At 51.6% G+C, this 23530-nt stretch carries 21 protein-coding genes and 2 tRNA genes; 15 read left to right on the top strand and 8 right to left on the bottom strand.

Annotated features, from left to right (window positions below; translation table 11 throughout):
- Positions 1-48 precede the first annotated feature (48 nt).
- The 6 genes from ACYVJQ_RS05650 (at position 49) to ACYVJQ_RS05625 (ending at position 5721) form a co-directional block, all read left to right on the top strand.
- Positions 49-876: a helix-turn-helix domain-containing protein gene (locus tag ACYVJQ_RS05650; protein WP_460892089.1), complete on the top strand. Its 828-nt coding sequence runs from the start codon at positions 49-51 to the stop codon at positions 874-876.
- An 82-nt stretch (positions 877-958) separates the two neighbouring features.
- Positions 959-1477: an SgcJ/EcaC family oxidoreductase gene (locus tag ACYVJQ_RS05645; protein WP_460892088.1), complete on the top strand. Its 519-nt coding sequence runs from the start codon at positions 959-961 to the stop codon at positions 1475-1477.
- A 386-nt stretch (positions 1478-1863) separates the two neighbouring features.
- On the top strand, positions 1864-2733 hold the full coding sequence (locus ACYVJQ_RS05640; protein ID WP_460892087.1) for a hypothetical protein: 870 nt from the start codon (positions 1864-1866) through the stop codon (positions 2731-2733).
- Positions 2734-2922: 189 nt separating this feature from the next.
- The gene (locus ACYVJQ_RS05635; protein WP_460892086.1) at positions 2923-3588 is read left to right on the top strand and encodes a TetR/AcrR family transcriptional regulator; all 666 of its coding nucleotides are present in this window, start codon (positions 2923-2925) and stop codon (positions 3586-3588) included.
- A 6-nt stretch (positions 3589-3594) separates the two neighbouring features.
- A complete protein-coding gene (locus tag ACYVJQ_RS05630) occupies positions 3595-4914 on the top strand; it encodes an ABC1 kinase family protein (protein WP_460892085.1) in 1320 nt (439 codons plus the stop codon).
- A gap of 354 nt (positions 4915-5268) precedes the next feature.
- Entirely contained in the window at positions 5269-5721 is a 453-nt protein-coding gene (locus tag ACYVJQ_RS05625) for a DUF305 domain-containing protein (RefSeq protein WP_460892084.1), read from the top strand.
- 224 nt (positions 5722-5945) lie between these two features.
- On the opposite strand, the gene ACYVJQ_RS05620 is transcribed toward ACYVJQ_RS05625, so the two are convergent.
- Complete coding sequence (locus tag ACYVJQ_RS05620; protein WP_460892083.1) at positions 5946-9389, bottom strand: pyruvate carboxylase; 3444 nt, start codon at positions 9387-9389, stop codon at positions 5946-5948.
- 119 nt (positions 9390-9508) lie between these two features.
- Here ACYVJQ_RS05620 and ACYVJQ_RS05615 point away from each other — a divergent pair, with 119 nt between their 5' ends.
- Together ACYVJQ_RS05615 and ACYVJQ_RS05610 are read left to right on the top strand one after the other, a co-directional pair.
- Positions 9509-9691 carry a hypothetical protein gene (locus tag ACYVJQ_RS05615; RefSeq protein ID WP_460892082.1) on the top strand — a complete coding sequence of 61 codons (183 nt, stop codon included), beginning with the start codon at positions 9509-9511 and terminating at the stop codon, positions 9689-9691.
- A gap of 94 nt (positions 9692-9785) precedes the next feature.
- Positions 9786-11453 (top strand): S41 family peptidase, encoded by a 1668-nt coding sequence (locus ACYVJQ_RS05610; protein ID WP_460892081.1) that lies wholly within the window; start codon positions 9786-9788, stop codon positions 11451-11453.
- A 212-nt stretch (positions 11454-11665) separates the two neighbouring features.
- Here ACYVJQ_RS05610 and ACYVJQ_RS05605 read toward each other — a convergent pair whose 3' ends face one another.
- A complete protein-coding gene (locus ACYVJQ_RS05605; protein WP_460892080.1) occupies positions 11666-12676 on the bottom strand; it encodes an N-acetylmuramoyl-L-alanine amidase family protein in 1011 nt (336 codons plus the stop codon).
- Positions 12676-13596 (bottom strand): serine hydrolase, encoded by a 921-nt coding sequence (locus ACYVJQ_RS05600; RefSeq protein WP_460892079.1) that lies wholly within the window; start codon positions 13594-13596, stop codon positions 12676-12678. Before ACYVJQ_RS05600 ends, ACYVJQ_RS05605 begins: the two co-directional genes overlap by 1 nt.
- Before the next feature lie 248 nt (positions 13597-13844).
- Between ACYVJQ_RS05600 and ACYVJQ_RS05595 the strand changes: the two genes are divergently transcribed.
- Positions 13845-14480 carry a hypothetical protein gene (locus ACYVJQ_RS05595; protein ID WP_460892078.1) on the top strand — a complete coding sequence of 212 codons (636 nt, stop codon included), beginning with the start codon at positions 13845-13847 and terminating at the stop codon, positions 14478-14480.
- Between the two features lie 177 nt (positions 14481-14657).
- Here ACYVJQ_RS05595 and ACYVJQ_RS05590 read toward each other — a convergent pair whose 3' ends face one another.
- From ACYVJQ_RS05590 to ACYVJQ_RS05580, 3 genes are all read right to left on the bottom strand, one after another.
- Positions 14658-15161: a hypothetical protein gene (locus ACYVJQ_RS05590; RefSeq protein WP_460892077.1), complete on the bottom strand. Its 504-nt coding sequence runs from the start codon at positions 15159-15161 to the stop codon at positions 14658-14660.
- Between the two features lie 463 nt (positions 15162-15624).
- A tRNA-Lys gene (locus ACYVJQ_RS05585) sits at positions 15625-15697 on the bottom strand.
- Between the two features lie 66 nt (positions 15698-15763).
- Positions 15764-15836 (bottom strand) — tRNA-Lys (locus tag ACYVJQ_RS05580).
- Positions 15837-15904: 68 nt separating this feature from the next.
- Here ACYVJQ_RS05580 and ACYVJQ_RS05575 point away from each other — a divergent pair.
- Positions 15905-16669 (top strand): SH3 domain-containing protein, encoded by a 765-nt coding sequence (locus tag ACYVJQ_RS05575; protein WP_460892076.1) that lies wholly within the window; start codon positions 15905-15907, stop codon positions 16667-16669.
- A 50-nt stretch (positions 16670-16719) separates the two neighbouring features.
- Here ACYVJQ_RS05575 and ACYVJQ_RS05570 read toward each other — a convergent pair whose 3' ends face one another.
- Positions 16720-17526 (bottom strand): SDR family oxidoreductase, encoded by an 807-nt coding sequence (locus ACYVJQ_RS05570; RefSeq protein WP_460892075.1) that lies wholly within the window; start codon positions 17524-17526, stop codon positions 16720-16722.
- 894 nt (positions 17527-18420) lie between these two features.
- Here ACYVJQ_RS05570 and rlmD point away from each other — a divergent pair.
- The 3 genes from rlmD to ACYVJQ_RS05555 all read left to right on the top strand — a co-directional run bounded on the left by rlmD (position 18421) and on the right by ACYVJQ_RS05555 (position 20688).
- On the top strand, positions 18421-19875 hold the full coding sequence (gene rlmD / locus ACYVJQ_RS05565; RefSeq protein WP_460892074.1) for a 23S rRNA (uracil(1939)-C(5))-methyltransferase RlmD: 1455 nt from the start codon (positions 18421-18423) through the stop codon (positions 19873-19875).
- 101 nt (positions 19876-19976) lie between these two features.
- The gene (locus ACYVJQ_RS05560) at positions 19977-20345 is read left to right on the top strand and encodes a hypothetical protein (protein WP_460892073.1); all 369 of its coding nucleotides are present in this window, start codon (positions 19977-19979) and stop codon (positions 20343-20345) included.
- A gap of 19 nt (positions 20346-20364) precedes the next feature.
- Positions 20365-20688, top strand: a complete 324-nt coding sequence (locus ACYVJQ_RS05555; RefSeq protein ID WP_460892072.1) for a low molecular weight protein tyrosine phosphatase family protein — start codon at positions 20365-20367, stop codon at positions 20686-20688.
- A gap of 109 nt (positions 20689-20797) precedes the next feature.
- Here the strand turns inward: ACYVJQ_RS05555 and thiL are convergent, their stop codons facing one another.
- Positions 20798-21826, bottom strand: coding sequence for a thiamine-phosphate kinase (gene thiL / locus ACYVJQ_RS05550; protein WP_460892071.1), 1029 nt, complete (start codon positions 21824-21826; stop codon positions 20798-20800).
- A 208-nt stretch (positions 21827-22034) separates the two neighbouring features.
- On the opposite strand from thiL, the gene ACYVJQ_RS05545 reads away from it, so the two are divergent.
- Positions 22035-22616 (top strand): TetR/AcrR family transcriptional regulator, encoded by a 582-nt coding sequence (locus tag ACYVJQ_RS05545; protein WP_460892070.1) that lies wholly within the window; start codon positions 22035-22037, stop codon positions 22614-22616.
- A 227-nt stretch (positions 22617-22843) separates the two neighbouring features.
- Positions 22844-23479 (top strand): hypothetical protein, encoded by a 636-nt coding sequence (locus ACYVJQ_RS05540; protein WP_460892069.1) that lies wholly within the window; start codon positions 22844-22846, stop codon positions 23477-23479.
- Positions 23480-23530: the final 51 nt, after the last annotated feature.

The raw sequence follows: 23530 nt of genomic DNA, 5'->3' as shown, positions 1-23530 counted from the left end.
TACCTTCTTATATACCCTCCGTACACGCAAAGAACCACCTTCCTTACCTTGAACATACAGGTTTATTTACCGGCGCCTGGCCTGCGGGAATATGTGCAGTCTATCATGGTCTTCAGCCTGAAGTCCGATAGCGGCAGCGCTATGCCCCTTAACCCCTTCCCTCCTACGCCCCAGCACAGCCTGTTCTTTTATATCAAGGACCCGGTGCAAACCCAGGTGTTCGGGTCAGAAACGTTGGTTACTAGTCCTGCTTGTCTGCTGATAGGGCCTCAACTGACCCGCGTTAACATAAAAATGGGCCATGACCATTTAATGGTGCACGTAGGCTTTAAAACCGGTGGCTTACACAAACTTACAGGGGTACCCATGCATCTGCTTTTAGACCAGGGCTATGACGCTACAGATGTCTTAGGCGCTGACGTGTCCCACCTCCTGGAACAGCTCCGGAACACCCCCACTCAGGACCAGATGGTGAAACAGGTGGAGGCTTTTTTGTGGAGGAAACTGAAAGCAAGTGGTCCTCCTTTACCGTTTGACAAGGCTTTGGCGCAACTGGTAGGTGCCACGGGAAATATGCCCATTGAGCAGGTAGCTGACCTGGGGTGCTTAAGCCTGAAACAGTTTGAACGGAAGTGCCGCGAGCGAATAGGCCTCCCGCCCAAAGTCTTCGCCCGGCTTATTCGATTCTCTAACGCCTACCGCCTGCGCGAAACCCGGCCCGACCTGAATTGGACCCAAATTTCCTACGCCTCGGGGTATTTTGACCAGATGCACCTCATCAGGGATTTTAAAGAATTTGCGGGTGTCACTCCAAGTATCATCGCCAAAGATTTGGGGCATACGCCTTACCGCCTGCAGTCTAACATTCTGGTGTAGAATGTCTATTTCATACTATTTCCGGGCAGGGACAACCTCTAGTTTTGGGGTATTACTTCACTAAACAGAAAGGAGAATAGCCATGAAAAAGATGCTGCTCACAGGGTGCGTTTGCCTGCTTTGCCTAACCGGTTTTGCCCAGCACAGAGAGAAAGACCAAACCGCCATCAATGCCCAGATTGATGCCATGATTGCCGACTGGAACCGGCACAACTTTGATAAGATGGAGACCTACACCACCCCAGATTTTGATTGGGTGAACATTGTAGGCATGTGGTGGAAAGGCCAGAAAGAAAACCGGCACGGCCTGGAGGCCTACCACAAGACGTTCTTCAAAAACACGCCCCAGACCAAAACAAAAACGCACATCAGGTTCCTGACCGATGATGTAGCTCTGGTGCACCTCCTTTGGGGCGTGGGCGCTTTCTACCCGCCAGACGGCGTAGACAATGGCCACAACAAAATGGGCGATGATGAAGAGCTAGCCACCCTGGTTATGGTAAAGCAAAAAGGTAAATGGCTGATCACCGCCGGGCATAATATTGTCATAGACCCTTTCGCCGCCAAGAACAACCCGGTATTGTACATGAGCAAGGAGTAAAAACTAACTTTCTGTTTTGGGGCTGTTTTTAGAAAAACAGCCCCAAAACAGAAAGTTCCTAAATGCCCTTCCAGGAAAGAAAAGGATGGATAGGTGCAACTGTTCTATAGTTTTCAGGACTTCTTGTTCAGAAGCAAAATCACAACTTATTAATCTGCATTTTCTCTAAGCCACGACCCTGGTTTTCTTGTTATCCTGTTAGACAACAAAGCGTAACAGGCCGGTCAGGCATGGCCTCTTCTAAAATGGTCTGGAGCCAAAAAATAATCCAGCCCCTATGCTGTAATTTCTCTGAAAAAAGCGGAAGTTGCCTCGCAGCACCGGTCCCCCTATCCCCCACCAGCGTTATTGCCAAAAGTAACTTCCCGGGAAGATAGCAGAACCTTATGCACCAACGGAAAACCCTCGCGTTTCTAATCATCGGCATAGCCGCCCTTTCTGTGCTGGCCACCACTACGGGCATTTTTTCTGACCAAGGCCCTGGGGTGTACCTGTATCAAAGCATAAGAGGCGAGACCATTCCCATTTACGGCAAGGGCCTGTACCAGCACATGTCCGCGGAGGTGGCCATACAGGGCATAGCGCAGGATTACGTGACCCTTTTCCTGGCGGTGCCGCTGCTGCTGGTTTCCTGCTACGCGGCTTTAAAAGGCTCTTTACGGGCTCGGTTTGTGCTGGCCGGTACGCTGGGGTACTTTCTGGTGACCTACCTCTTTTACCTGGTTATGGCCATGTACAACGCGTATTTTCTGGTCTATACGGTTTTGCTGGGTCTCTCCTTCTTCGCGCTGGCTGTTACCCTGCTGTCTTTCCCGGTCGCGCAGTTGCCTTCGCTATTTAAAGAAACCACACCGGTAAAACTTCTGGGCGGCTTCATGAACGTAATTTCCCTGGCCATTGGCCTTTTATGGCTGAGCATTGTAGTGCCACCTTTACTGGACGGAAGCATTTACCCCAAGGCTCTGGAGCATTACACCACCCTTATAGTGCAGGGTCTGGACCTGGGCCTGCTTTTGCCGCTGGCCTTTGTAACCGGGGTGCTGCTTAGAAAGAAAAAGCCTTTGGGCTACCTGCTGGGCCCTACCTATTATTGTTTTCTGGCTTTGCTCATGACGGCCCTGGTGGCCAAGATTCTGTACATGGGCCTTAAGGGCTATACTATTGTACCAGCCATTTTTATCATTCCGGTCTTCGCGCTTCTGGCCATAGTAGGATCATACATGCTGCTCAAAAACCTGAAACCAAGGGTAGAGTAGCACGGCGCTTGGGTTAAGAATATACAATCGTCAACTACTTCGTGTACCAGTTCTGTTTTGGGCCTGTTTTTGGAAAAACAGGGCCAAAACAGGTTGTAAGGGTTCTACTCCAGGCTTTACATCTTTCCTGCTTTCACTTTAAACCTCTCTTGTGTTTTGCTTGTTATCCTGCTAGACAACCGCAAGAAAATGGAAAACATAGATATCACCACAGATCAGTCCGCTGAAACCAGAAACAGAATCATTAACGCCTACATAGTACATGTGCTGGAGACGGGTAAAGAGCCGGTATCGGTGTACAAGTTTGCCCAAAGCCTGAACCTCCCCGAAGAAGAGTTTTACAACTACTTCACCTCGTTTCAGGGAATAAAAGCCGCCGTCTGGGACCGCATCTTTGACGAGACCATGGCCATGATGCAGGCCCAGGAAGTTTATCACGCATACTCGGCCCAGGAAAAACTTCTGTCCTTTTACTATACCTGGATTGAGGTTTTGAAGCGGCACCGCAGCTACCTGCTGGCCCAGTATGAAAGCCACCAGGACTTCAAGAAGGTGACACCCCAGGAGGTAAGGAGCTTCCGCCTTAAATTCAAGGATTTTGCCAAAAGCATTGTGCAGGAAGGCAAAGCCAACAGTGAGATTGCCGACCGCAAGTACCTCTCTGACAAGTATGATGAAGCCCTGTGGCTGGAGACCCTGTTTGTGTTCCAGTTCTGGCTCAAAGACACCTCCGTTTCGTTTGAGAAAACAGACGTGGCCATTGAGAAGTCGGTGCGGCTGGCGTTTGACCTGATTGGCCGATCCCCGCTAGACTCTTTTGTGGACCTGGCCAAATTCCTTTACCAGTCTAAATAACCATTCATGAGCAGTAGCCAACCAGAACAAAACCATATTCCCACCTCCAAGGTACAGCGGGCCTCTAAATTCATAGGGACCGGGGCCAAAGTAGGCGGAAACTACATTAAACACTACGCCAAAAAAATAGTAAATCCCTCGCTTAGCAAAGAGGAGTTGCACACCAGCAACGCCCAGGATATCTATGCCTCGCTGAGCGAACTCAAAGGCAGTGCCCTGAAAATGGCGCAGATGATGTCGATGGACAAGAACATCTTGCCGCAGGCCTACCAGGACAAGTTTACCATGGCGCAATACAGCGCCCCGCCGCTCTCCTACCCGCTGGTGGTAAGAACCTTCCAGAAAGCCTTCGGCGAGGCACCCGAAGCCAAGTTTGACACTTTTACCACCTCAGCGGTAAATGCCGCCTCTATTGGCCAGGTGCACAAGGCTACCAAAAACGGCAAAACCTATGCGGTGAAGGTGCAGTACCCCGGCGTAGCCGATAGTGTTACCTCAGACCTGCGCATGGTGAAGCCGTTTGCCTACCGCTTGCTCAACATGAACGAGAAAGAGATGGCCCACTACCTGGAGGAAGTAGAAGAGAAACTGCTGGAGGAAACCGACTATAAATTGGAAGTGAAACGGTCTACCGAGATTTCGGAGGCCTGTAGCCACATCCCACACCTCAACTTCCCGGTGTATTACCCAGAGCTCAGCAGTGAGCGCATCATCACCATGGACTGGCTGGAAGGCCGTCATTTGAAAGAATGGCTCCAGACCAACCCTTCACAAGAAGCCCGTAACCAGATTGGCCAGGCGCTCTGGGATTTCTATCACCACCAGGTCCATCACCTAAAGAAAGTACACGCCGACCCACACCCGGGCAACTTCATTGTGCAGGAAAACGTGACCCTGGGCGTGATTGATTTTGGGTGCGTGAAAGTGATTCCCGAAGACTTCTACCAGGGCTATTTTTCCCTGATCAGAAAAGATGCGTTGGGCAATGAGGCCGAAATGACGAAAATCTTTTTCGATCTGGACTTTATTAGTGACCAGGATTCTCCGGCGGAACAGGCCTATTTTAAAGGCATTTTCCAGGAAATGATTGCGCTGTTGGGCAAACCGTTCCACGCACCCACCTTTGACTTCGGTAATGACGCTTATTTCAAGCAGATCTATGACTTAGGTGATAGGCTGGCGCGCGATAAAATAGTCAAAAACTCCAGGCAGGCCCGCGGCTCCCGGCACGGCTTATTCGTAAACAGAACCTACTTTGGACTATACAGTTTACTGAACCAACTCAAGGCCAATATCAACACCACCAAGCCAGACTGGCTGAAATAGGTAGCCGCTCTTTGGCTCCCATGCCTCTGTTTTAATGAAAGCGTTTCTGGCCTGTTTTTCTAAAAACAGGCCAGAAACGCTTTCTGAGTTTTGAACCCGCCAAGACAGAAGCCGGCATCAATTCAGCACCAGGTCATTAGCGTGCAGCAGTTTACGCAAGGATAAAGGCTCAAAACAACCGCCTGTTATCTGAGGAACTACTACCCGGCTACAAAAAAGGAGTATAAAGTAGTAGCACCAGGTTAACGGAACCTGAGCTTTGCCAAAAGCTTAAGGAACCTTGCCGCCTAGAGGAATAAATTTCGCGCCTTTCCATCATGGGAAAGGCCCTTACTAACCTAAAAACCTACTACTATGGAAAGCTCTCATTACAAAAAGTTCTTCCTGATGCTACTGATCTCCTTTGTGATCATGTATGCCGTTATGTTTTTAAACGTAGACAAGCTGGAGCATGTGTACCTGAGCACCACGCGCCTTTACATGACCCTTCTTATGGTAGCACCCATGGCCTTTTTCATGCTGCTCATGATGTCTAACATGTACCAGGACAAGAAACTGAACAGCCTTATTCTGGCGGGCAGCGTACTTGTTTTCGCAGTGGTCCTTTACCTGCTTAGGTCACAGATCTTCATAGGTGATGTGCAATACATGAAAGCCATGATTCCGCACCATTCCTCGGCTATTATGGTAAGCCAGAAAGCGAACCTGCAAGACCCCGAGGTAAGGAAATTGGCCGACCAAATAATTAAATCACAGAAAGAGGAAATCGCCCAAATGAAAGCCGCCCTGGCCCGTTTGCAGAAGTAAAAGTTTGCGTTCTACAGAGGGAGAAAACAGTTCTTTTTGCTGAATAAAACGGAGTAAAAACTTCACTGATCACTGGGTCACTATGGAAGCAGGCCAGCACTATTGATGCGTCTCCTTAGTTTTCCGTTTTGGGCCTGTTTTTCCAAAATCAGGCCCAAAACGGAAAGAAGCCCTTCTTCCCAATCAGGAGAAAGAAGGGCTTCTTTTCTTTGAGGTAACAATCTCTAATTCAAACTCAGCACCAGATCATCAGCGTGCACCAGGGTGCCGTCTGGCAAGTGCACCTCAGAGATGACCAGGTCTTGGGGAGCGGTGACGGTCGTCTCCATTTTCATGGCCTCAATGATGAAAAGCGGCGTATTCTTTTTAACGGCCTGCTCCCGCTTCACCAGCACCTTAGACAGCATTCCCTGCAGAGGGGCGCCCAGTTGTTTGGCGTTGCCGGCCTCGGCTTTGCGGTTTGAGACCTTCTCCACTTTCACGTTTTTGTCAAGTACCTCAATGTTGCGGGTCTGGCCGTTGAGCTTAAAGAACACGGTGCGCATGCCCTCCTCGTCGGGCTCGGTCATAGACATGTACTGCACAATAATAGACTTGCCCTTGGCCATGTCAATGATGTACTCCTCGCCGGGCCTCATCCCGAAGAAGAAGATACGGGTAGGTATTTTAGACACATCACCAAACTGGATCTGGTGCTGGCGGTATTCTTCCCACACCTTGGGGTACAGCTGGTAAGAAAGGAAATCGGTGAAGGTCCTGTTTTCGCCGTGTTTCTCCTGAAACTGTTTAAAACCACCTTCCAGGTCAACGGGCGGCAGGTGTTCGTTGGGCCTATCGGTATAGGGCTTCTCTTCCTTGAGCACCAGCTTCTGCAGCTTCTTCGGGAAACCGCCTTCGGGCTGGCCAATATCGCCCCTAAAGAAACTCTGCACGCTCTCCGGGAATGAAATCTGCTCGCCGCGCTCCAGCACGTCTACCGTGGTGAGGTTGTTGGACACCAGGTACAGGGCCATGTCGCCTACTACCTTTGAGCTGGGCGTGACCTTGATCACGTCCCCAAACAGCTGGTTCACCTCGGTAAAGGTCTGCTTGATCAGTTCCCACTTCTCACCCAGCCCCAGTGCCTGGGCCTGCGGCCGAAGGTTAGAATACTGTCCGCCCGGAATCTCGTGTAAATACACTTCGGCGGTGCTGGCTTTGAGGCCGCTCTCAAAGGGGTAATAATACTCGCGCACGGTTTCCCAATAGTTGGAGAACTCGTTCAGGCTGTGCATATCAAACTCCCGGTGGCGTTCCTGGAACCGCAGCATCTCCACCACAGAATTGAAGTTGGGCTGTGACGTGAGCCCCGACATAGACCCCAGGCACACATCAATCACGTCTACCCCGGCCTCTACCGCCTTCAGGTACGTAGCGGCCTGTATGCCGGCCGTGTCATGGGTGTGCAGATGAATGGGCAATTTCACGGTATCACGCAGGGCCTCTACCAGCACCTGCGCGGCGTAGGGTTTGAGCAGCCCGGCCATGTCTTTAATAGCGATGATGTGGGCGCCTGCGTCCTCCAGTTGCTTGCCCAGCCGCAGGTAGTAGTCCAGGGTGTACTTGGTTTTGGCGGGGTCCAGAATATCACCGGTGTAGCAGATAGAGCCTTCGGCCAGGCCGCCCGTCCTTTTGCGCACGAAGTTGATGCAGGAGTCCATGCCCTTCATCCAGTTGAGTGAATCAAAGATTCTAAAAATATCTACGCCCGTCTCCCAGGACTTTTCTACAAACGCCTCAATGAGGTTGTCTGGATAGGCCTTGTAGCCCACGCCGTTGGCGCCTCTTATGAGCATCTGCAGCAGAAGGTTGGGCATGGCCTGCCGAAGCTGCGCCAGCCGGTCCCAGGGGTCTTCATGCAGGAACCGCAGGCACACGTCAAAGGTGGCGCCGCCCCATACTTCCATGCTAAAGGTCTGCGGGTGCATCTTGGCGTAACCCTCGGCCACTTTCATTAGATCAAAGGTGCGCACGCGGGTGGCCAGCAGGCTTTGGTGTGCATCCCGGAAGGTGGTGTCTGTGTAATGGATCTGCTTTTCCTGGCGCAGCCATTGCGAGAAGCCCTCGGGGCCCAGTTGCCTGAGCAGGTCTTTGGTGCCTTTGGGATATTCTGCGTGCTTAGGGAAGGCCGGAATACGGGGCTTGTCCTGCAGGCGGTACGGCTTCTTGACTTTGATATCGGGGTTGCCGTTCACAATGATTTCGGCAATGAAATTAAGGAAGCGCGTGGCCCGGTCTTTCCGTTTCTGAAAGAAAAACAGCTCGGGGTGGTCTTTCACAAAGTCTACGGTAGCATTGCCCTTGATAAACTCGGGGTGGCTTACAATGTTGTGCAGGAACGGCATGTTGTGCCGCACGCCGCGCAGCCTGAACTCATCCAGGGTACGCTGCATCTTTACGGCCGCCCCTTCCAGGGTATTGTCATGGGCCAGCACCTTCACCAGCAGCGAGTCAAAGAACGGGCTCACCTTGGCGCCCTGGTACACGCTTCCCTGGTCTAACCTAATGCCAAAGCCCCCGGCGCTGCGGTAGGCAATGATGGTGCCGTAGTCGGGTTTGAAATCGTTTTCAGGGTCTTCTGTAGTGACGCGACATTGGATGGCAAAGCCCGAGGGAACAATCTTCCGGTCAGGACCCAGATTGATCTCCGGCGCTGAGAGGTCATAGCCAGCGGCAATGTAAATCTGGGTCTTGATCAAGTCTATGCCCGTCACCATTTCCGTTACCGTATGCTCTACCTGAATGCGCGGATTCACCTCAATAAAGAAAATCTCCTCAGTGACTGGGTTCACCAGAAACTCCACGGTACCCACGTTGTTGTAGTTCACGGCCCGGCAGATGCGCAGGGCGTAGTCATACAGTTCCTCTTTTACCCGCTCAGACAAACCCAACGCAGGGGCCACCTCCACCACCTTCTGGAACCGCCGCTGCACGGAGCAGTCGCGCTCAAACAGGTGCGTGATATCACCGTGGTTGTCTGCCACCACCTGCACCTCAATGTGCTTGGGCCGCTCCACAAACTTCTCCAGGAACAGGGTATCATCCCCGAACGCTTTGGCGGCCTCATTCCTGGCTTCAAAAAAACCTTTCTCCAGTTGCTCATCGTCGCGGAGCACGCGCATGCCCCGGCCTCCGCCCCCGGCGGCAGCTTTGAGCATGATGGGGTAGCCAATGCGGTGGGCTTCCTGCAGAGCCACGCCTACATCTGTGAGTTCCTGCTGGTTGCTCTGGATGAGCGGCACGCCGTTAGCTTGGGCAACTTTCTTGGCGGCAATTTTATCACCTAACGCGGCCATGGCTTCGGGCTTGGGCCCGATGAACAGAATGCCGTTGTCCAAACAAGCCTGGGAAAAGTCTTTGTTCTCTGACAGGAACCCGTAGCCCGGGTGAATGGCGTCTACCTGGTTTTCCTTGGCAATCTGAATGATCTCTTCAATATTGAGATAAGGCTGCAGAGGCTGGTTGTCTTTGCCTACCTGGTACGCTTCATCTGCCTTGTAGCGGTGCAAGGAGTAGCGGTCCTCATAGGTGTAGATGGCCACCGTCTTAATGCCCAACTCATTGCAAGCCCGCAGTACCCTAATAGCAATTTCGCCCCGGTTAGCGACGAGGAGTTTCTGAATGTTCATAAAAAAGGATTAGGATTGGAACCGTAAAAACTGCCAAACCACTCTACTCTTACCTGCTGATTTCCCCTGTCCGGCTTGGCTAACACTTGTTAGTTACGAATTCCTGACCAGAATGTCCAGTGCTCATTATCAAAACCTTATCAGTTTTAGGAGGGAACAAAGAGGGTGAATTTCAGGAAATCGATTTTCTGGCTTGTGGTGGCAGAAAACGAAATACTTTTATACCAGCTATTTTTCTGAAACGCATTTCAGGGCTGTTTTTTCAAAAAGGCGTTGAAACCACCGGTGAAAAAATTGTTTGATTTTTATATTAATCTTATACTATATGTAAGCGTCTGTGTGTTATTAGAAATAACAGACGCAGTATTTTGGCACGCACCTTTAAACCTCCACGCTATGCCTCTAAAAAAAGCCCTCACCTTTCTGTTGCTATTACAAGCCATTAGCACAGCGGCCTTTGCCTCCCTCCCCGAAGGGCAGAAACTTGAAAGTCTGGCCAAGGTCTGGGGCTTTCTAAAATACCACCACCCAATCGTGGCGAAAGGCAAAATAGACTGGGACGCTGAACTGTTCCAGAAAATAGAAGAGGTTAAAAAGGCTCGCGACCGCCAGGAATTAAGCGACCTATACAGCCAGTGGCTGCAGAAACTGGGCAAGGTGAAGCGGTGCGGCGGGTGTGACAATCAACAACCAGATAGCCTGCTGCGGAACGTGACCTTCGGTTGGCTCTATGATTCTACCACCTTTACCCCTGCCCTTATCAACCAGTTGGATTACCTGCGCCAGAACAGGTACCAGGGGAAAAATCACTATGTGGCCTCTAAGTACCCAATGTTTGACACCCAGGTCCATTTCCCCAATGAAAAGCCTTATGAGAATTTACCGGACCTGCCCACTGAGGAGTACCGGTTGCTAACCCTTTTCAGGCACTGGAACATGGTCAACTACTATTTCCCTTACAAATATGCTATCGGGCAAAGTTGGGATGCGGTGCTGGCCCAGATGCTTCCCGCTTTCCAGAACGCCACCACCCCTGCGGCCTACCATCTGGCCATTCTGGAACTGGCGGCCTCAGTCAACGATGGGCATGCCTTCTTTTATTCAAAATATACCGGACAGCACTTCGGCCCTTACTATGTTCCGTTTCAAGTTAGCCTTATAGATGACAAAGCGGTGGTGACTGGCTTTTACAATGCGGAGATGGCTCAGGCGGTGGGTATTCACTTAGGCGATGCCATTACCAGAATAAACGGCAAGACTATTCCAGAGGCACTGGAGCCTCATCTTAAATACCTTACAGGGTCTAACTTGGCCTATAAAAAAAGCAAAGCGCAGGTGGCCTTATTCAATGGCCACACCCCTGACCTGGAGGTAACCCTGGAAAGGGACGGCCAATCGGAAACCAAAAAGATAACCCGGTACTATTTTGCGCGGTTCGGGTACCGGGCAGATTCCGTTACGGTGCCCGCGGTACGGCTCTTAAACCCGCAGACGGCCTATATTGACATGAGCCGTATTAAGCCCAAAGAACTGCCAGCGTTTATGAAAACCGCCCTGAACACCAAAGGAATGGTAATAGACCTGAGGGAATATCCTAAACCCGGAGCCCATGCGGTAGCCGCCTACCTGAAAGCCAACCGTACCCATTATGCCCTCATGACCTACCCAGATATGAGGTACCCCGGCGCGTTCAGGCCAAAATACTCCTGGAAGTCTGGGGCTAAGAACAACAAGAACCCGTACCAAGGCAAGGTAGTGGTGCTGGTAAACGAGGGCACTATGAGCGCCGGAGAATTTGCTGCCATGAATTTCAAGACAGCCCCTAACGTAACGGTGCTGGGTAGCCCGACGGCAGGGGCAGACGGCAATATTGTGTACCTACCGCTACCAGGCGGCTTGAAATCTTCCATGAGCGGTTTAGGTGTTTATTTCCCAGATGGGCGGGAAACCCAACGGATTGGGATTATACCAGACCTGGAAGTAAAACCAACCGTGGCCGGAATAAAGGCGGGCAAAGACGAGGTGCTGGAACGGGCCTTACAGTTGATTGAAACCGGGGAATAACGGCTTCCCTCCTCTCAGCTTCGCCTGCTTTTAGGACAGTTCGGTCCAACTATTACTCAAAAGCCTGGCAACGAAGACTCTTTAAGGATGGCTTTAAGACAAGGCTTGGAGAAGAGAAGCGATGGTTCATTAGGAGGAAATAAGGTCTTACCCATACTCCTTCCATTTGCTCCAAGGAATCTGCCAGAGGCTATTTTCTTCTACGTGGCTAGTCATTTCAAGAGCACATACAATTCCTTAGCCCTGGTGGCCTCTACCCTGGCTTCCTTAGGCTTGCCAAGCGTCTGCAGCAGGCGGGCCCGCCGCCGGTGGCACTCACGGGCCAGGTAAGAATCTGGGAAAGATTTGGCAGAGCGGGTGAACAGGTCATAGGCCTGCCGGAGGGCTAGCGTGTCCTTCTTTTGCTTCATGAGGTGCAGGGCCTGGGTGTAATCCTGGTGCCAGCCCTTAGCAATTTTACCCATCCGCTCGGCCTCCTGAAAAACCGGAAACGGCGGAACAGTGACGGAAGAGTTTTTAGGCAAGATCACCGGAACGCGTTTTTGAAAGAAACTTTCCAGGGCCGCCACATAGGCCAGGGCTTCCTGCCGGTTGTACTCCTGGTTTTTCAGGCGCTGCTCTTCCGGGGCGTTGGTAAAAAAGGAGGCCTCTGCAATCACCGCCGGAATACCGTAGGTGCCGCGCAATACCTTGGCCCCCGCCGTGGGGAAAATAGCATGGTCTGAGGCAATAGACACGGGTACGTTGGCCTGGTAATGTCGCTGGCGCAAGGCCTGGGCAATACGTTGGGCCAGCGCCACGCTTCCCTTGTTCTCTGAAGCATAGCCGTGGTAATAGATGATAGGAAAATTGACCGAGGAATCTGCCGTGGCATTATGGTGGATGGATAGAAACACCTGGGCCTTGTTCTCCAGAGCCAATTTAATGCGGTCATCAAAAGGAATATTGTCATCTGTGGTGCGGGTCATCAGCACAGTGGCCCCTTTTTCCTGCAACAGTTTCTGCAGCAGCAAGGCTACCCGCAAATTCACCCATTCTTCCCGCTCGCCCGTAGGGCCTACCCGGTAGCTGTCGGTGAGGGCGGTGCCGCCGTGGCCCGCATCCAGGCAGATCACTTTTCCGGCCAGAGATCCCTTTTTATGCTGGGCAGAAGCGCTTGATCCTAAAGCCAGCAAGGCCAGAACAGGCAGGAGAAAAAACAGAAAGGGTTTCAAGGAGAGCATTACTTTATCAGTTTAGGATCTACATAGGTGCCGTACCGGGTAGCGTTGCCAATTCTCCAGAAATACTGGTAGAGCACCGCAGACACGTCTTCCAGCACGTGCCCTGCCTGGCCCATGGGCTTATAGTTTTCCATAATGGCCACCGCATACGGTCGTTCGGGCAGCAGCACCAAGGCCCATTCCGTAGACACGCCGTTCAGGACGCCGGGCTTGAACGCAAGAGGCACGTGGTCTGGCAGGCCCGGCGCCAGGCGGCTGGTTTCGCGGTTGGTTTCCTGCAGCAGGGAAATGATCTCTTTGGAAGTGGCTTTGTTTATAAACTCGCCTTTGTAGAGCATCTGCAAAATGCGGGCGGCCTCTGCGGGCGTGGAAATGTTTTCTTCGCCCCGGCCCGAGGCCGCGGCCTGGATCATTTTGCGCTGGACCCGGGTCTGCTTCAACCCTGTGGCCTGCATGGTGGCGTTTATGTTAGCCATGCCCACCAGGTCAAGCAGCGCATTGGTGGCGGTATTATCACTCAACGCAATCATCAGCACTGCCAGGTTACGAATGGTAAAGCGGGTGCTGTCTGGCAGGTCTTTGATAATTCCAGTGCCTCCCACCACCTGTTCCGGCGCAATCTGGCGCTCCTCTGTTAGGTTGAACTTTCCGGCCTGGGCCTGCTTGTAGACTTCCAGCAGAATAGGCACCTTAATGGCGCTGGCCTGCGGAAACACTACTTCCTGGTTAAACCTAAACGCCTCACCAGAGGTAAGGTCAATGGCTACCAGCCCCACTATGCCAGGAGCTTTCTCCAGAATGGCCTGGATTTCCCGCTCCGTTTTCTGCCGCAGCAATTCTTTGGGAGCAGATTGCCCCCTTCCGTTCAAACTCATGACCAGGAAAGAGAAAAGTAGAAACAGGTACCGTTTTATATGCATGGGTTTGGGCCATTGGTGTTTTTACCTTTCTGCCCTATTACCAATGTAGAGGTTACTGTGGTAAATCAAAAACAGACGGCAAACAAAAAACAGACCCCGCTGCGTTTTAAGCCCGTTTTGGCTAAAACAGGCTTAAAACAGGCTTTGACACTCTTCCCTTTTTGCAATCGGCTTGGCCAGCCACGAGGCACGGCAACACCTGTGGCCGGTTTCTTCGTAGAGGGAGCAACCCCGTTTACACAGGCCTTATGAAACCAACCTTTCTCTACCTGGCGTGCCTGCTGCTGGCATCCTGCACCCTTTCCAAAAACATTGTAACGGTACCCTACCGCGCCGACGAGAAATTCCTGACTCCACCAGAGCTACAGCAACTGAAAACCACCGGCCAGGTAACCAAGGCATTTTCGGCCACCTCCCCCACAGACACCATCAACGGCACCATCAGGATTCTGGCCAAAGGGGATGATTACCAGTACATAGAGGTAGGGGATTGGGTGGAAGTGCTCACATATCACCCGCAGGTCTGGATAACGGGCAAAACCAGGGCCGTTACCACCTTTGACAGCCTGGGCAATTTTGTCACCCGCAAGGTCTATGAGAAACCAAACAAACAGAGCGCTTATTACCTCCGGGAAGAGTGGAGCACCAGCCAGGTTAAGGAAGGAGACCAGACGCGGCACCTGGAAAGCGTATGGGTATATTCCCCCACCGGCGATAAGACTTTTGAACAGTTCTGGGTAGAGGATTTTGACACCCCTGCCAGCTGGCGCCAGAAGAAAAAGACGCACATAAATTCCTTTCAATACTACAACGCCCAAGGCACCCTTATCAAGGAGAAGGTCTACAATGCTGAAGGGAAATTGCTGGAGACCAAAAAGCACTAACCCAATTGATGGCAGTTCTGTTTTAAGCCTGTTTTCTGAAAAATAGGCTTAAAACAGAACTGCCATAATTCAAGCAGCCAATACAAAGCACCCAGCAGATAACTTCGCCACCCATGGGCACAAAAAAAGGAGACCCTTTTCAGGGTCTCCTTTTTAGAATGTAATAAGGTGAACCGGTTAGCTTTTCACTTCTTTGCTCTGCATAGAAGCTTTTTGGTGCTGACCTTTTTGGCCTTTAGGTCCTTTGTGACCTTTTTTTCCTTCTTTGTGCTTCATGTCGCCACCTTTGGCTTTTTTATCTGCCTGGTATTGGGCGTACTGCTCTTTGGTAAAGATACTTTGCAGTTCAGAATCCCATTGGGCGTGTTTAGCTCTCATGGCCTCTTTCTGCTGCTGGCTTACCTCGGTGCCGCGTTGGGCGTGCATGGCGGCCATTTCATTTTCGTGCTTAAGATGCACCGCCTGAAGTCTGGCTTGCTGGTCTTGGGTAAGGTTATATTTTTTGGTGAGCATCTCTACCCGTTTGGCGGCTCTTTCCTCTGGGGTCTTGCCTTCTCTGCGGGTCATTTCCTGTCCGGAGCGCTCCTGGCGCACTTTTCTATCTTGTTTGGGTGCTACCTGGGCAAAGGAACTTCCAGCCACTAACATACCTAAGGAGAACATCACAACTAAGTTTTTCATTTTCGTATTTTTGGAGGGTTTAAATGCTTTTTATTGACTTGGCTAAGGCCTTTAAAGCAAAGTCTTTTCCCTATAATCAAAGCACGTGCCAGAAAATTATAACAACTCCAAAACTCACCAATACACGCCACAATTAATTAACAAACAACCATTTACAGCATCTATTTTTATTAGATAAATTTCAAATCACTACTAAAACCAGTTCATTCAGGCTGGATCACCTGCATATTAGGATGGATGAGTTTATAACCGAAGCGCCCAAAAAGAATCGTCACCGTACTGTTTCAGATAAGTGGCTGGCACCTAGAATTCAAACCAAACCCGCTGCTAAGGAACGTTGCATATAGAAGCTCCTTTCGGTTTAGGAAAAAGAGTAGAGTAAAAGCTAGGCTGAAAGGCTTGCTTGTGAAAAGATAGAAAACAAAAAAGCCACGTCCTGTAAAAGGAGGTGGCTTTTTAAAAGTGATCCCGCTGGGATTCGAACCCAGGACCCATACATTAAAAGTGTATTGCTCTACCAGCTGAGCTACAGAATCAAAAAATAAGAAGGTGGTAAAAAAAGCCTTTCCGGGGGTGGCCCGGAAAGGCTTTTGGAAATCAAGTGATCCCGCTGGGATTCGAACCCAGGACCCATACATTAAAAGTGTATTGCTCTACCAGCTGAGCTACAGAATCTTTTACTACCTTTGCTTAGGAGGGCGTTACCCTCATTTGCGATGCAAAAGTAAAATCTGTTTCCTTAAATGCCAAACATTTCTCGCAAATTCTACTACCTTTTTTGTGCCGCCTGCCTGCTTTTCAGCCAACCTGTTCTGGCTCAATCACCTAGCCAACGGCTTACGCAAGCAGATTCTTTGTTCACCCAGCACCGTTACACGCAAGCTTTGGGTATCTACGAGAATTTGCTCACTCAAGGTCAGGTGTATTCCCCCCAAATGCTCCTTAAGATGGCTTACATCCATGAGGGCCTACAGCAGTACACCAAATCTATGTACTACCTGCAGCTGTATTACAGCAAGCACCCAAGCCGGTCGGTGCTGCGCAAGATGGAAGAAGTGGGTTTGCAGCAGCACCTCTCCGGGTACCAATACACAGACTGGGACTTCTTTAAAACGCAGTTCTATAAGTATTACGCCCACATTCTGGAGCTTCTGCTGGCCGTGGCTGTGATTGCCCTTACTTTGCTCTTCCTACGCTGGGTAAAAAAGCGGCCCATGCCTCTCAATGCCAAGGTAGTGTTTCTGCTCTATCTGGTATTCCTTTTTTACTTCGCCAATTTTCTTACCCTTGGCCGGCAAGGCATCATCCAGGCCGGAAATGCCCCTATCATGACCGCCCCGTCGGCGGGCTCTTCTTTGGTGGCTGCCGTAGGCATGGGCCATAAGGTGCGGGTTTTGGGCGAGCAAGACATCTGGTACCGCATTGAGTGGAATGACCAGACCGCTTACATCCGGAAAAACAACCTGCTCCTTCTACCCCAGCCATTAGGAAGCCAGGAGCTTTTTTAAGGGCAAACCCCTGTCTTTTGCCTTTGTGGTAAAGTCAGCTTCCTCCTATATTACTTAAAGGGAGAATCTGCCTCTTTTTTCATGTGGTTATAGACCAGCTTGTCGGTGAGGCCAGGCAGCCACCTGCTGAGGAACACTGTTAGTTTGCCCTGTCCTGTCATGATCAGTTCCCGCTGACGTTTGATAGTTCCTTCCAGAATTCTATCGGCTACTTCTTCGGCAGACATCATCTTGCCTTCATCCCGCGGAGACTCGCCTTGCTGTTGCCCATTGGCGGCCAGCGCGGTGTTCCTGATGTTAGAGGCCGTGAAGCCCGGACAGGCCACCATTACGTGCACACCCTGGTGCCTAACCTCGGTGCGGAGCGCGCCCAGAAAGCCCTGCATCGCAAATTTGGAGGCCGAGTATCCCGTGCGGCCCGGCAAGCCCTGATAACCGGCAATGGAAGAGACGCCAATCACAGAACCCTTGCGCTGCTGAATATAAGGCAGCGCATATTTAGTGCAGTACACGGTTCCCCAGAAGTTGATGTCCATGAGCTGCCGAATTACCTGAAGGTCCACGTCCTGGAACAGGGCCCGCATGCTGATGCCCGCGTTATTGAGCATCACATCCACGCCTCCAAACCGCGCCACGGTCTCCTCCACCAGCCGTTGGCAGTCTTCCTCCTTGCTCACATCGCCGGGCACGGCCAGGTATTGGATGCCGGCCGCCGCCAACTCCTGCCCTACTTCCTGCAGTTTCTGAGCGTTTCTGGCGCTGATTACCACTTTGCCGCCCGCCTTCCCGAAGGCCAGCGCACAGGCCCGTCCAATGCCCGAGGAGCCGCCAGTAATGATGATGACTTTATCTTTCATATGTTTTGTAGGTGCTTCTGTTTATGTAAACAAAGCTACAAGAAGTTTTTGGTTGCCACCGCGGTGCCATTCAGCGAAATAATCGCGTTTTGATTGTTTGGTTTCGCCATCCGCCGGTGTTGGTGATTTCAATAACAAACAATCGTCCCGTCGGAGTTGGTGTTCCTTGGTGCCCACGACTAAGGCTGCCCCTCCCTAACTTAAAACTTGTGCACGCATTTCCGCCTGTGGCTGGCGTAGTACCTGCTGTCGCCTTAAGCCCTTATGCTTGGTTGTTGCATCTTTTCCCTCCGAGCGCTCACGGCCGCGGGGCCCCGTCTTTCCCCCTCGCACTGCCCTTGCGGCCGAGTTTTAATCTACTCTTAGCTTTGGTATAGCAGGGCCACAAGCGAGGCGCTCGAAGTAAAGACTGGAACTAGAAATGCGTGGGAAGGTAAGCAGAGGTTATTGGCGTTTTAGGCACGTTTTTCCAAAAACAGCCTCGAAAAACACTACTGCCTCAAAATACCCAATACCCTTTACTTAACGCAGACTCTCCCCTTGAGGATTGCCCAAACGAGAGTTTGAGGCAGCGAGCAAAGCTCAAAAGAGAGGTGTCAACACCAGCAGACATTTCCCTGGTTCAAGTTTTCAACTTGGACCCATAATTTGGGAAGTTTTCAACTTCCCTGAGGCCCAGACCTCACCCCACGCATATCGTCCCCCTTTGAAGAGGGTTGGGGGATGACACACTTTTGCAGATAATTCCGTTTTAGGCCCGTTTTTCCAAAAATAGGCCCCAAATGCAATTTCCAGCATCTTCACCTAATAAGGTGATTCCCCTCCAAACCTCCCCTAACCAACTTTACAATTTCAACCCATCGGCGTTACATTTCTTCGTATTTTTGCGGCATCGTGAGAAAATTCAAGAAGAAGAAACATAAGTTCGAGAACATTGCGCAGTTGCGCGTGGAGGAGATGGCCGCGGAGGGTAAGTGCATTGCCCGCCATGAAAACCTGGTGGTATTCATTTCAGACGTCGCCCCTGGCGATGTGGTGGATGTGCGCGTGACCAAGAAGCGGAAGAACTATCTGGAGGCCGTACCGGTGCATTTCCATGAGCGGTCTGAGCTGCGCGTACAGCCTTTCTGTGAGCACTTTGGCGTGTGCGGCGGCTGTAAGTGGCAGCATATTTCGTATGACACGCAGCTGTTTTACAAGCAGAAGCAGGTCAATGACAACATTGAGCGCATTGGTAAGATCAAAGGCCACCAGATGCTGCCTATCCTGCCCTCAGACCGCATCAGTTATTACCGCAACAAGCTGGAGTTCACCTTCTCAGACAACGCCTGGCTTACCAAAGAGCAGATAGACAGCGGTGAGGCCTTTGAACGCCGGGCCCTGGGCTTCCACGTGCCGCTACGCTTTGACAAGATCGTGGACATCAAGCACTGCTACCTGCAGCCCTCGCCCTCCAACGAGATACGCCTGGCAGTAAGGGACTACGCGCTGGCCCATGACCTCGCATTCATCAACCTGGTGAAGCAGGAAGGCTTTCTGCGCAACCTCATCATCAGAACCGCCAACACGGGTGACCTGATGGTGATTCTGCAGGTGTTCCAGGAAAACCGCGAGCAGTTGCTTCCGCTGTTGGACCATTTGATAGCGCAGTTCCCGCAGATCACGTCTTTGCACTACGTAGTCAACAACAAGGGAAACGAGACCTTCCATGACCTGGACGTGGTGTGCTACCATGGCGAGCCCTACATTCATGAGCAGATGGAAGGCCTGCGGTTCAGGGTAGGACCTAAATCCTTCTACCAGACCAATTCTGAGCAGGCCTACAACCTGTACAAGCTTACCCGGGAGTTCGCACTGTTGAAAGGCACCGAGACCGTCTATGACCTTTATACGGGCGCTGGCACCATTGCCAACTTCGTAGCACGGTCGGCGGCGCAGGTGGTGGGCGTGGAGTACGTGGCCAGTGCCATTGAAGACGCCAAGATCAACTCTCAGATCAATGACATCACCAACACGCACTTCTACGCCGGTGATATGAAAGACGTGCTCACCGACGAGCTCTTCGCCCGCCATGGTCGCCCCGAGGTGATCATCACCGATCCGCCCCGCGCCGGTATGCACCCAGACGTGGTCACCAAACTGCTGGAGGTGAAAGCTGACCGCATTGTCTACGTAAGCTGCAACCCTGCCACCCAGGCCCGCGACCTGGAAGCGCTTTCTGAGCTCTATGACGTAGTGAAGATTCAGCCGGTAGACATGTTCCCGCAGACCTACCACGTAGAGAGCGTGGCCCGGCTGACCCTTCGGGATGCTTCTATCCCATTACCAACCCAAGAGGAAGAAGTTTAGAATTGATTTCTATTTTGAGGCCGTTTTTCTAAAAACGGCCTCAAAACACCTTCCCTCTATAAATTCGTACGTGCTACCAAGCACCGATACTTGCTACCACTATGCAGAACGATCCAGAACTGAACGGAAAATACCTGGGCACCATCACCAAAGATTTCGTGCAGGTGTCTGACACGCTTAAAGAAGCCTCTTACCTCATCAGGCAGCGGGACATCTCCAAGTACCCCATCTTTGTGTTCTCCCGCGAGATCACCAAAATTGGGGGCCTGCTGATTGCCGCCGAGGAGCGCCAACTGGAATGGCACATCAATGCCTCTTACCTGGAGGACTTTGTGAACCGGCAACTGGTGGGCCAGGACAAGATTGAGGAATTTCAGCAGGCCTATAAAGATGCTGACGAGTTCTGCTGCCTTTTTGTGATAGACCGCGATTTTATGAACTTCGTGTTTGTGCCTTACCCAGAGGATTAACGAAGGCCTAAAGCACTAGATGAACGTCCTTTTTATTTGCAGCCGCAACCAGTGGCGCAGCCCCACCGCAGAAAAGATATTTCAAGGTTACCTGAACCATCACTACCGCTCAGCAGGCACCTCAGAAAGTGCCCGCATCAAGATTTCAGCGAAACTGTTGGAGTGGGCTGATTTGATTTTTGTGATGGAGAAAAAGCACAAGCAACAACTCATGGCCAGATTTGGAACCGCCGCCCGTGACAAAGACATTCAAGTGCTTGACATCCCAGATGACTACGAATTTATGGACGAGGAATTAATAGAAACCCTGCAGGAATCTGTAGCGCCTTACCTATCAGAATAGCCTTTACCGAGGACCTGGTTTTGCCTTAAAATTCAAAAAACATCCCTAAAACAGAAACCCCCAGCCTCTACCTGAGAAGCTGGGGATTTCTGTTTTTAAGAGCGCTTATTTACGCGAAGTGGTTCCAGCCCTGCGCTTTGATGGGGAAAGCGTTTCCGCTGGGCGTTACCAAACGAACGCCTTCGCCGGCGTCTGTGATGTTGCCAATGATAGAGATATCCGGGTGGTTCTTGATCTTTTCAAAATCGGCCATTTTCACGGTGAAGAGTAGTTCGTAGTCCTCGCCGCCGTTCAGGATACAGGTCACTGGGTCTAGTTTGAATTCTTCAGCGGTCTCCAGGGTCTGCGGGTCGGCGGGGAGTTTGTCCTGGTAAATGGCGGCGCCCACGCGGCTCTGGGAGCAGATGTGCAAAAGCTCAGAACCTAGTCCGTCTGAGATGTCAATCATGGAGGTAGGGTGCACGCCCAGTTCCTTCAGCTCATGAATCACATCCATGCGGGCCTCGGGCTTCAACTGGCGGCCTACCACGTAGTCTTTGCCTTCCAGTTCGGGCTGCGTCTCAGGGTCAGCTAAGAACGCCTGTTTCTCACGCTCCAGCAGCTGCAGCCCCAGGTAAGCTCCACCTAAATCTCCAGTCACGCAGATAAGGTCATTGACGGTGGCGGTGCTCCGTAGCACAGCTTTGCCTTTTTCCACTTCGCCCAGGGCGGTCACGCTAATGACCAGACCGCCGCGCGAGGCCGTGGTATCACCGCCCACCAGGTCTACTTTGTAGTTTTCGCAAGCCAGGCGCATGCCAGCGTAGAGCTCTTCAATGGCCTCTACGGTGTAGCGCGCGCCAATGGCCAGGCTCACCACAATCTGAGTGGGCACGGCGTTCATGGCGGCAATGTCAGACACGTTCACGGCCACAGCCTTGTAGCCCAGGTGCCTGAGCGGGCAGAAGGTAAGGTCAAAATGCACGTTCTCCACCAGCATATCAGTAGAGACCACAATCTGCTTCTGGCCGGGTTCCAGCACGGCGGCGTCATCGCCTATGCCTACCACGGTAGATTCATTGTGCACTTCCAATTGTTCCTGCAACCGGCGTATCAACCCAAATTCACCTAAACTTTCTAGAGGAGTATATTCTGACATAAGAGGCTCTGTTTATGATTTTTTGCAAAAGCATTCCTAAAAAGTGAACGATGTACGTGTTTTCGTCTTATTTTTAGAAAATTATGCTGAAAACGCAAAGATAGCTTTTTCCAGGGCACCTTCTATCTGCCCCGTCAGGGCGCACCAGATAAAGTTGAGTTGCCCGCCCGCGTTCACATGAGTAGTTTTGAAGATAAACCGTATTTCTATGTCCAGTACCCCATTGTCGCGTAAAGAACAGATAGACCAAGTAGCCACTTCGCTCTTCAAATCCAGAGGTTTCGCCGCCACCACCATGCGGGACCTGGCCCTGGAACTAGGCATTGAGGCCGGCAGCCTTTACTCCCACATCAAATCTAAGGAAGACATTCTGCAGCGGGTTTGCTTTAAGATGGCCGATGAGTTTAACGCGGCTTTTAACGAAGTGAAAGACAAGGACGTACCCGCCAGCGAGAAACTTAGGCTGGCCATTGCCGCGCACGTACGGGTGCTCACTAAGAACCCACAGGCGGCGGGCGTATTCCTGAACGAGTGGCGCCATTTAAGTGAGCCCTCGCTGGGCAAGTTCCATGACATGCGCTACCAATATGAAGAAAGCATGCGCCAGATTGTGCGCGAAGGGATTGCCAGCGGCGAGTTCAAAGTAACCGATGAGAAGTTTGTGGTACTGACCCTTTTCTCCAGCCTTAACTGGCTGCACATGTGGTACAAACCCGAAGGCAAGATGAGCCCCGACGAAATTGCCGAGTTCTTGTCTAACCTGCTCTTGAACGGGTTAAGAAACTTCTAGCCCTAATGCCAAGCAGGTTTGCGTCCTGTTCCCGCTTACTCGCATTGCTATAATATTATTAGACCCGGCCGGCCCTCCCTCCTGCCACCGGGCAAGGCCCTGCTTTGGGTCCCGGCCCGGGGCGCTGTAACGGGAAGCATGGCAATTACGTTTGCAGGGTGTCAGGTCGTTGGGGCGGCCGTAAAACAAGCCCTACCCGTCGCCTGACCCGTTTACACAACCTATCTATGAAAAAACAATATTTCCTGGGAATTGCCCTGGTGTTGCTAGTGGGAATGATGGGGTGTTCCAAGGATTCAGGCAAAACCGGCCGCCTGGCCCGCCCCATCTCTGATGACCAACTGCGTCAGGAACTTACCACCCTCACTGACACCCTCACCGGAAAGTGGAACGTGATGATGCAGAGTGACAGCGTAAAGCAGCGTCAAATGGAAGAGATGCTGGCCGCTATTCCGCCCGCCGCTATGGCAGACAGCCAACGCGCCAGCCTGCAACACGCCATCCGGCGGCTCTCCACCATCAGGTATGACCGCAACACCGTTCGCGACTCTAACCGCATAGATGCCTATGACACCGCCAATGATTCCATCTGGAGCGCGTTAAGGGCGTTTCTGCCCGAGAATGGCCCCACGGGAGTGCAATTAGTAGACTCCCTTCAGCAGAGCATCAGCAACCACCAGAACGAGGTGGTTTTCTACCGGGGCCGCTATGACCAAACCGCCAAGGAAATCAATACCTTGCTCAGGAGGTACCGCAAGCAAGTACCCAAATTAGGCAAGCCCTATGACACGCTGCAGGCGTTCCCGCTGTTTCAGTGGGTAGATAAAAACGCCCAACCTATTGAGGAGGACGAGGAGGAATAAGAAACAACCTAAAATACCAACGTGCGTTTTGAGCCTGTTTTTGCCAAAACA

The sequence above is a fragment of the Rufibacter soli genome, from assembly GCF_054781795.1.
The sequence above is the reverse complement of the archived record's forward strand: the minus strand, read 5'-3'. Positions and strand labels throughout refer to the sequence as shown.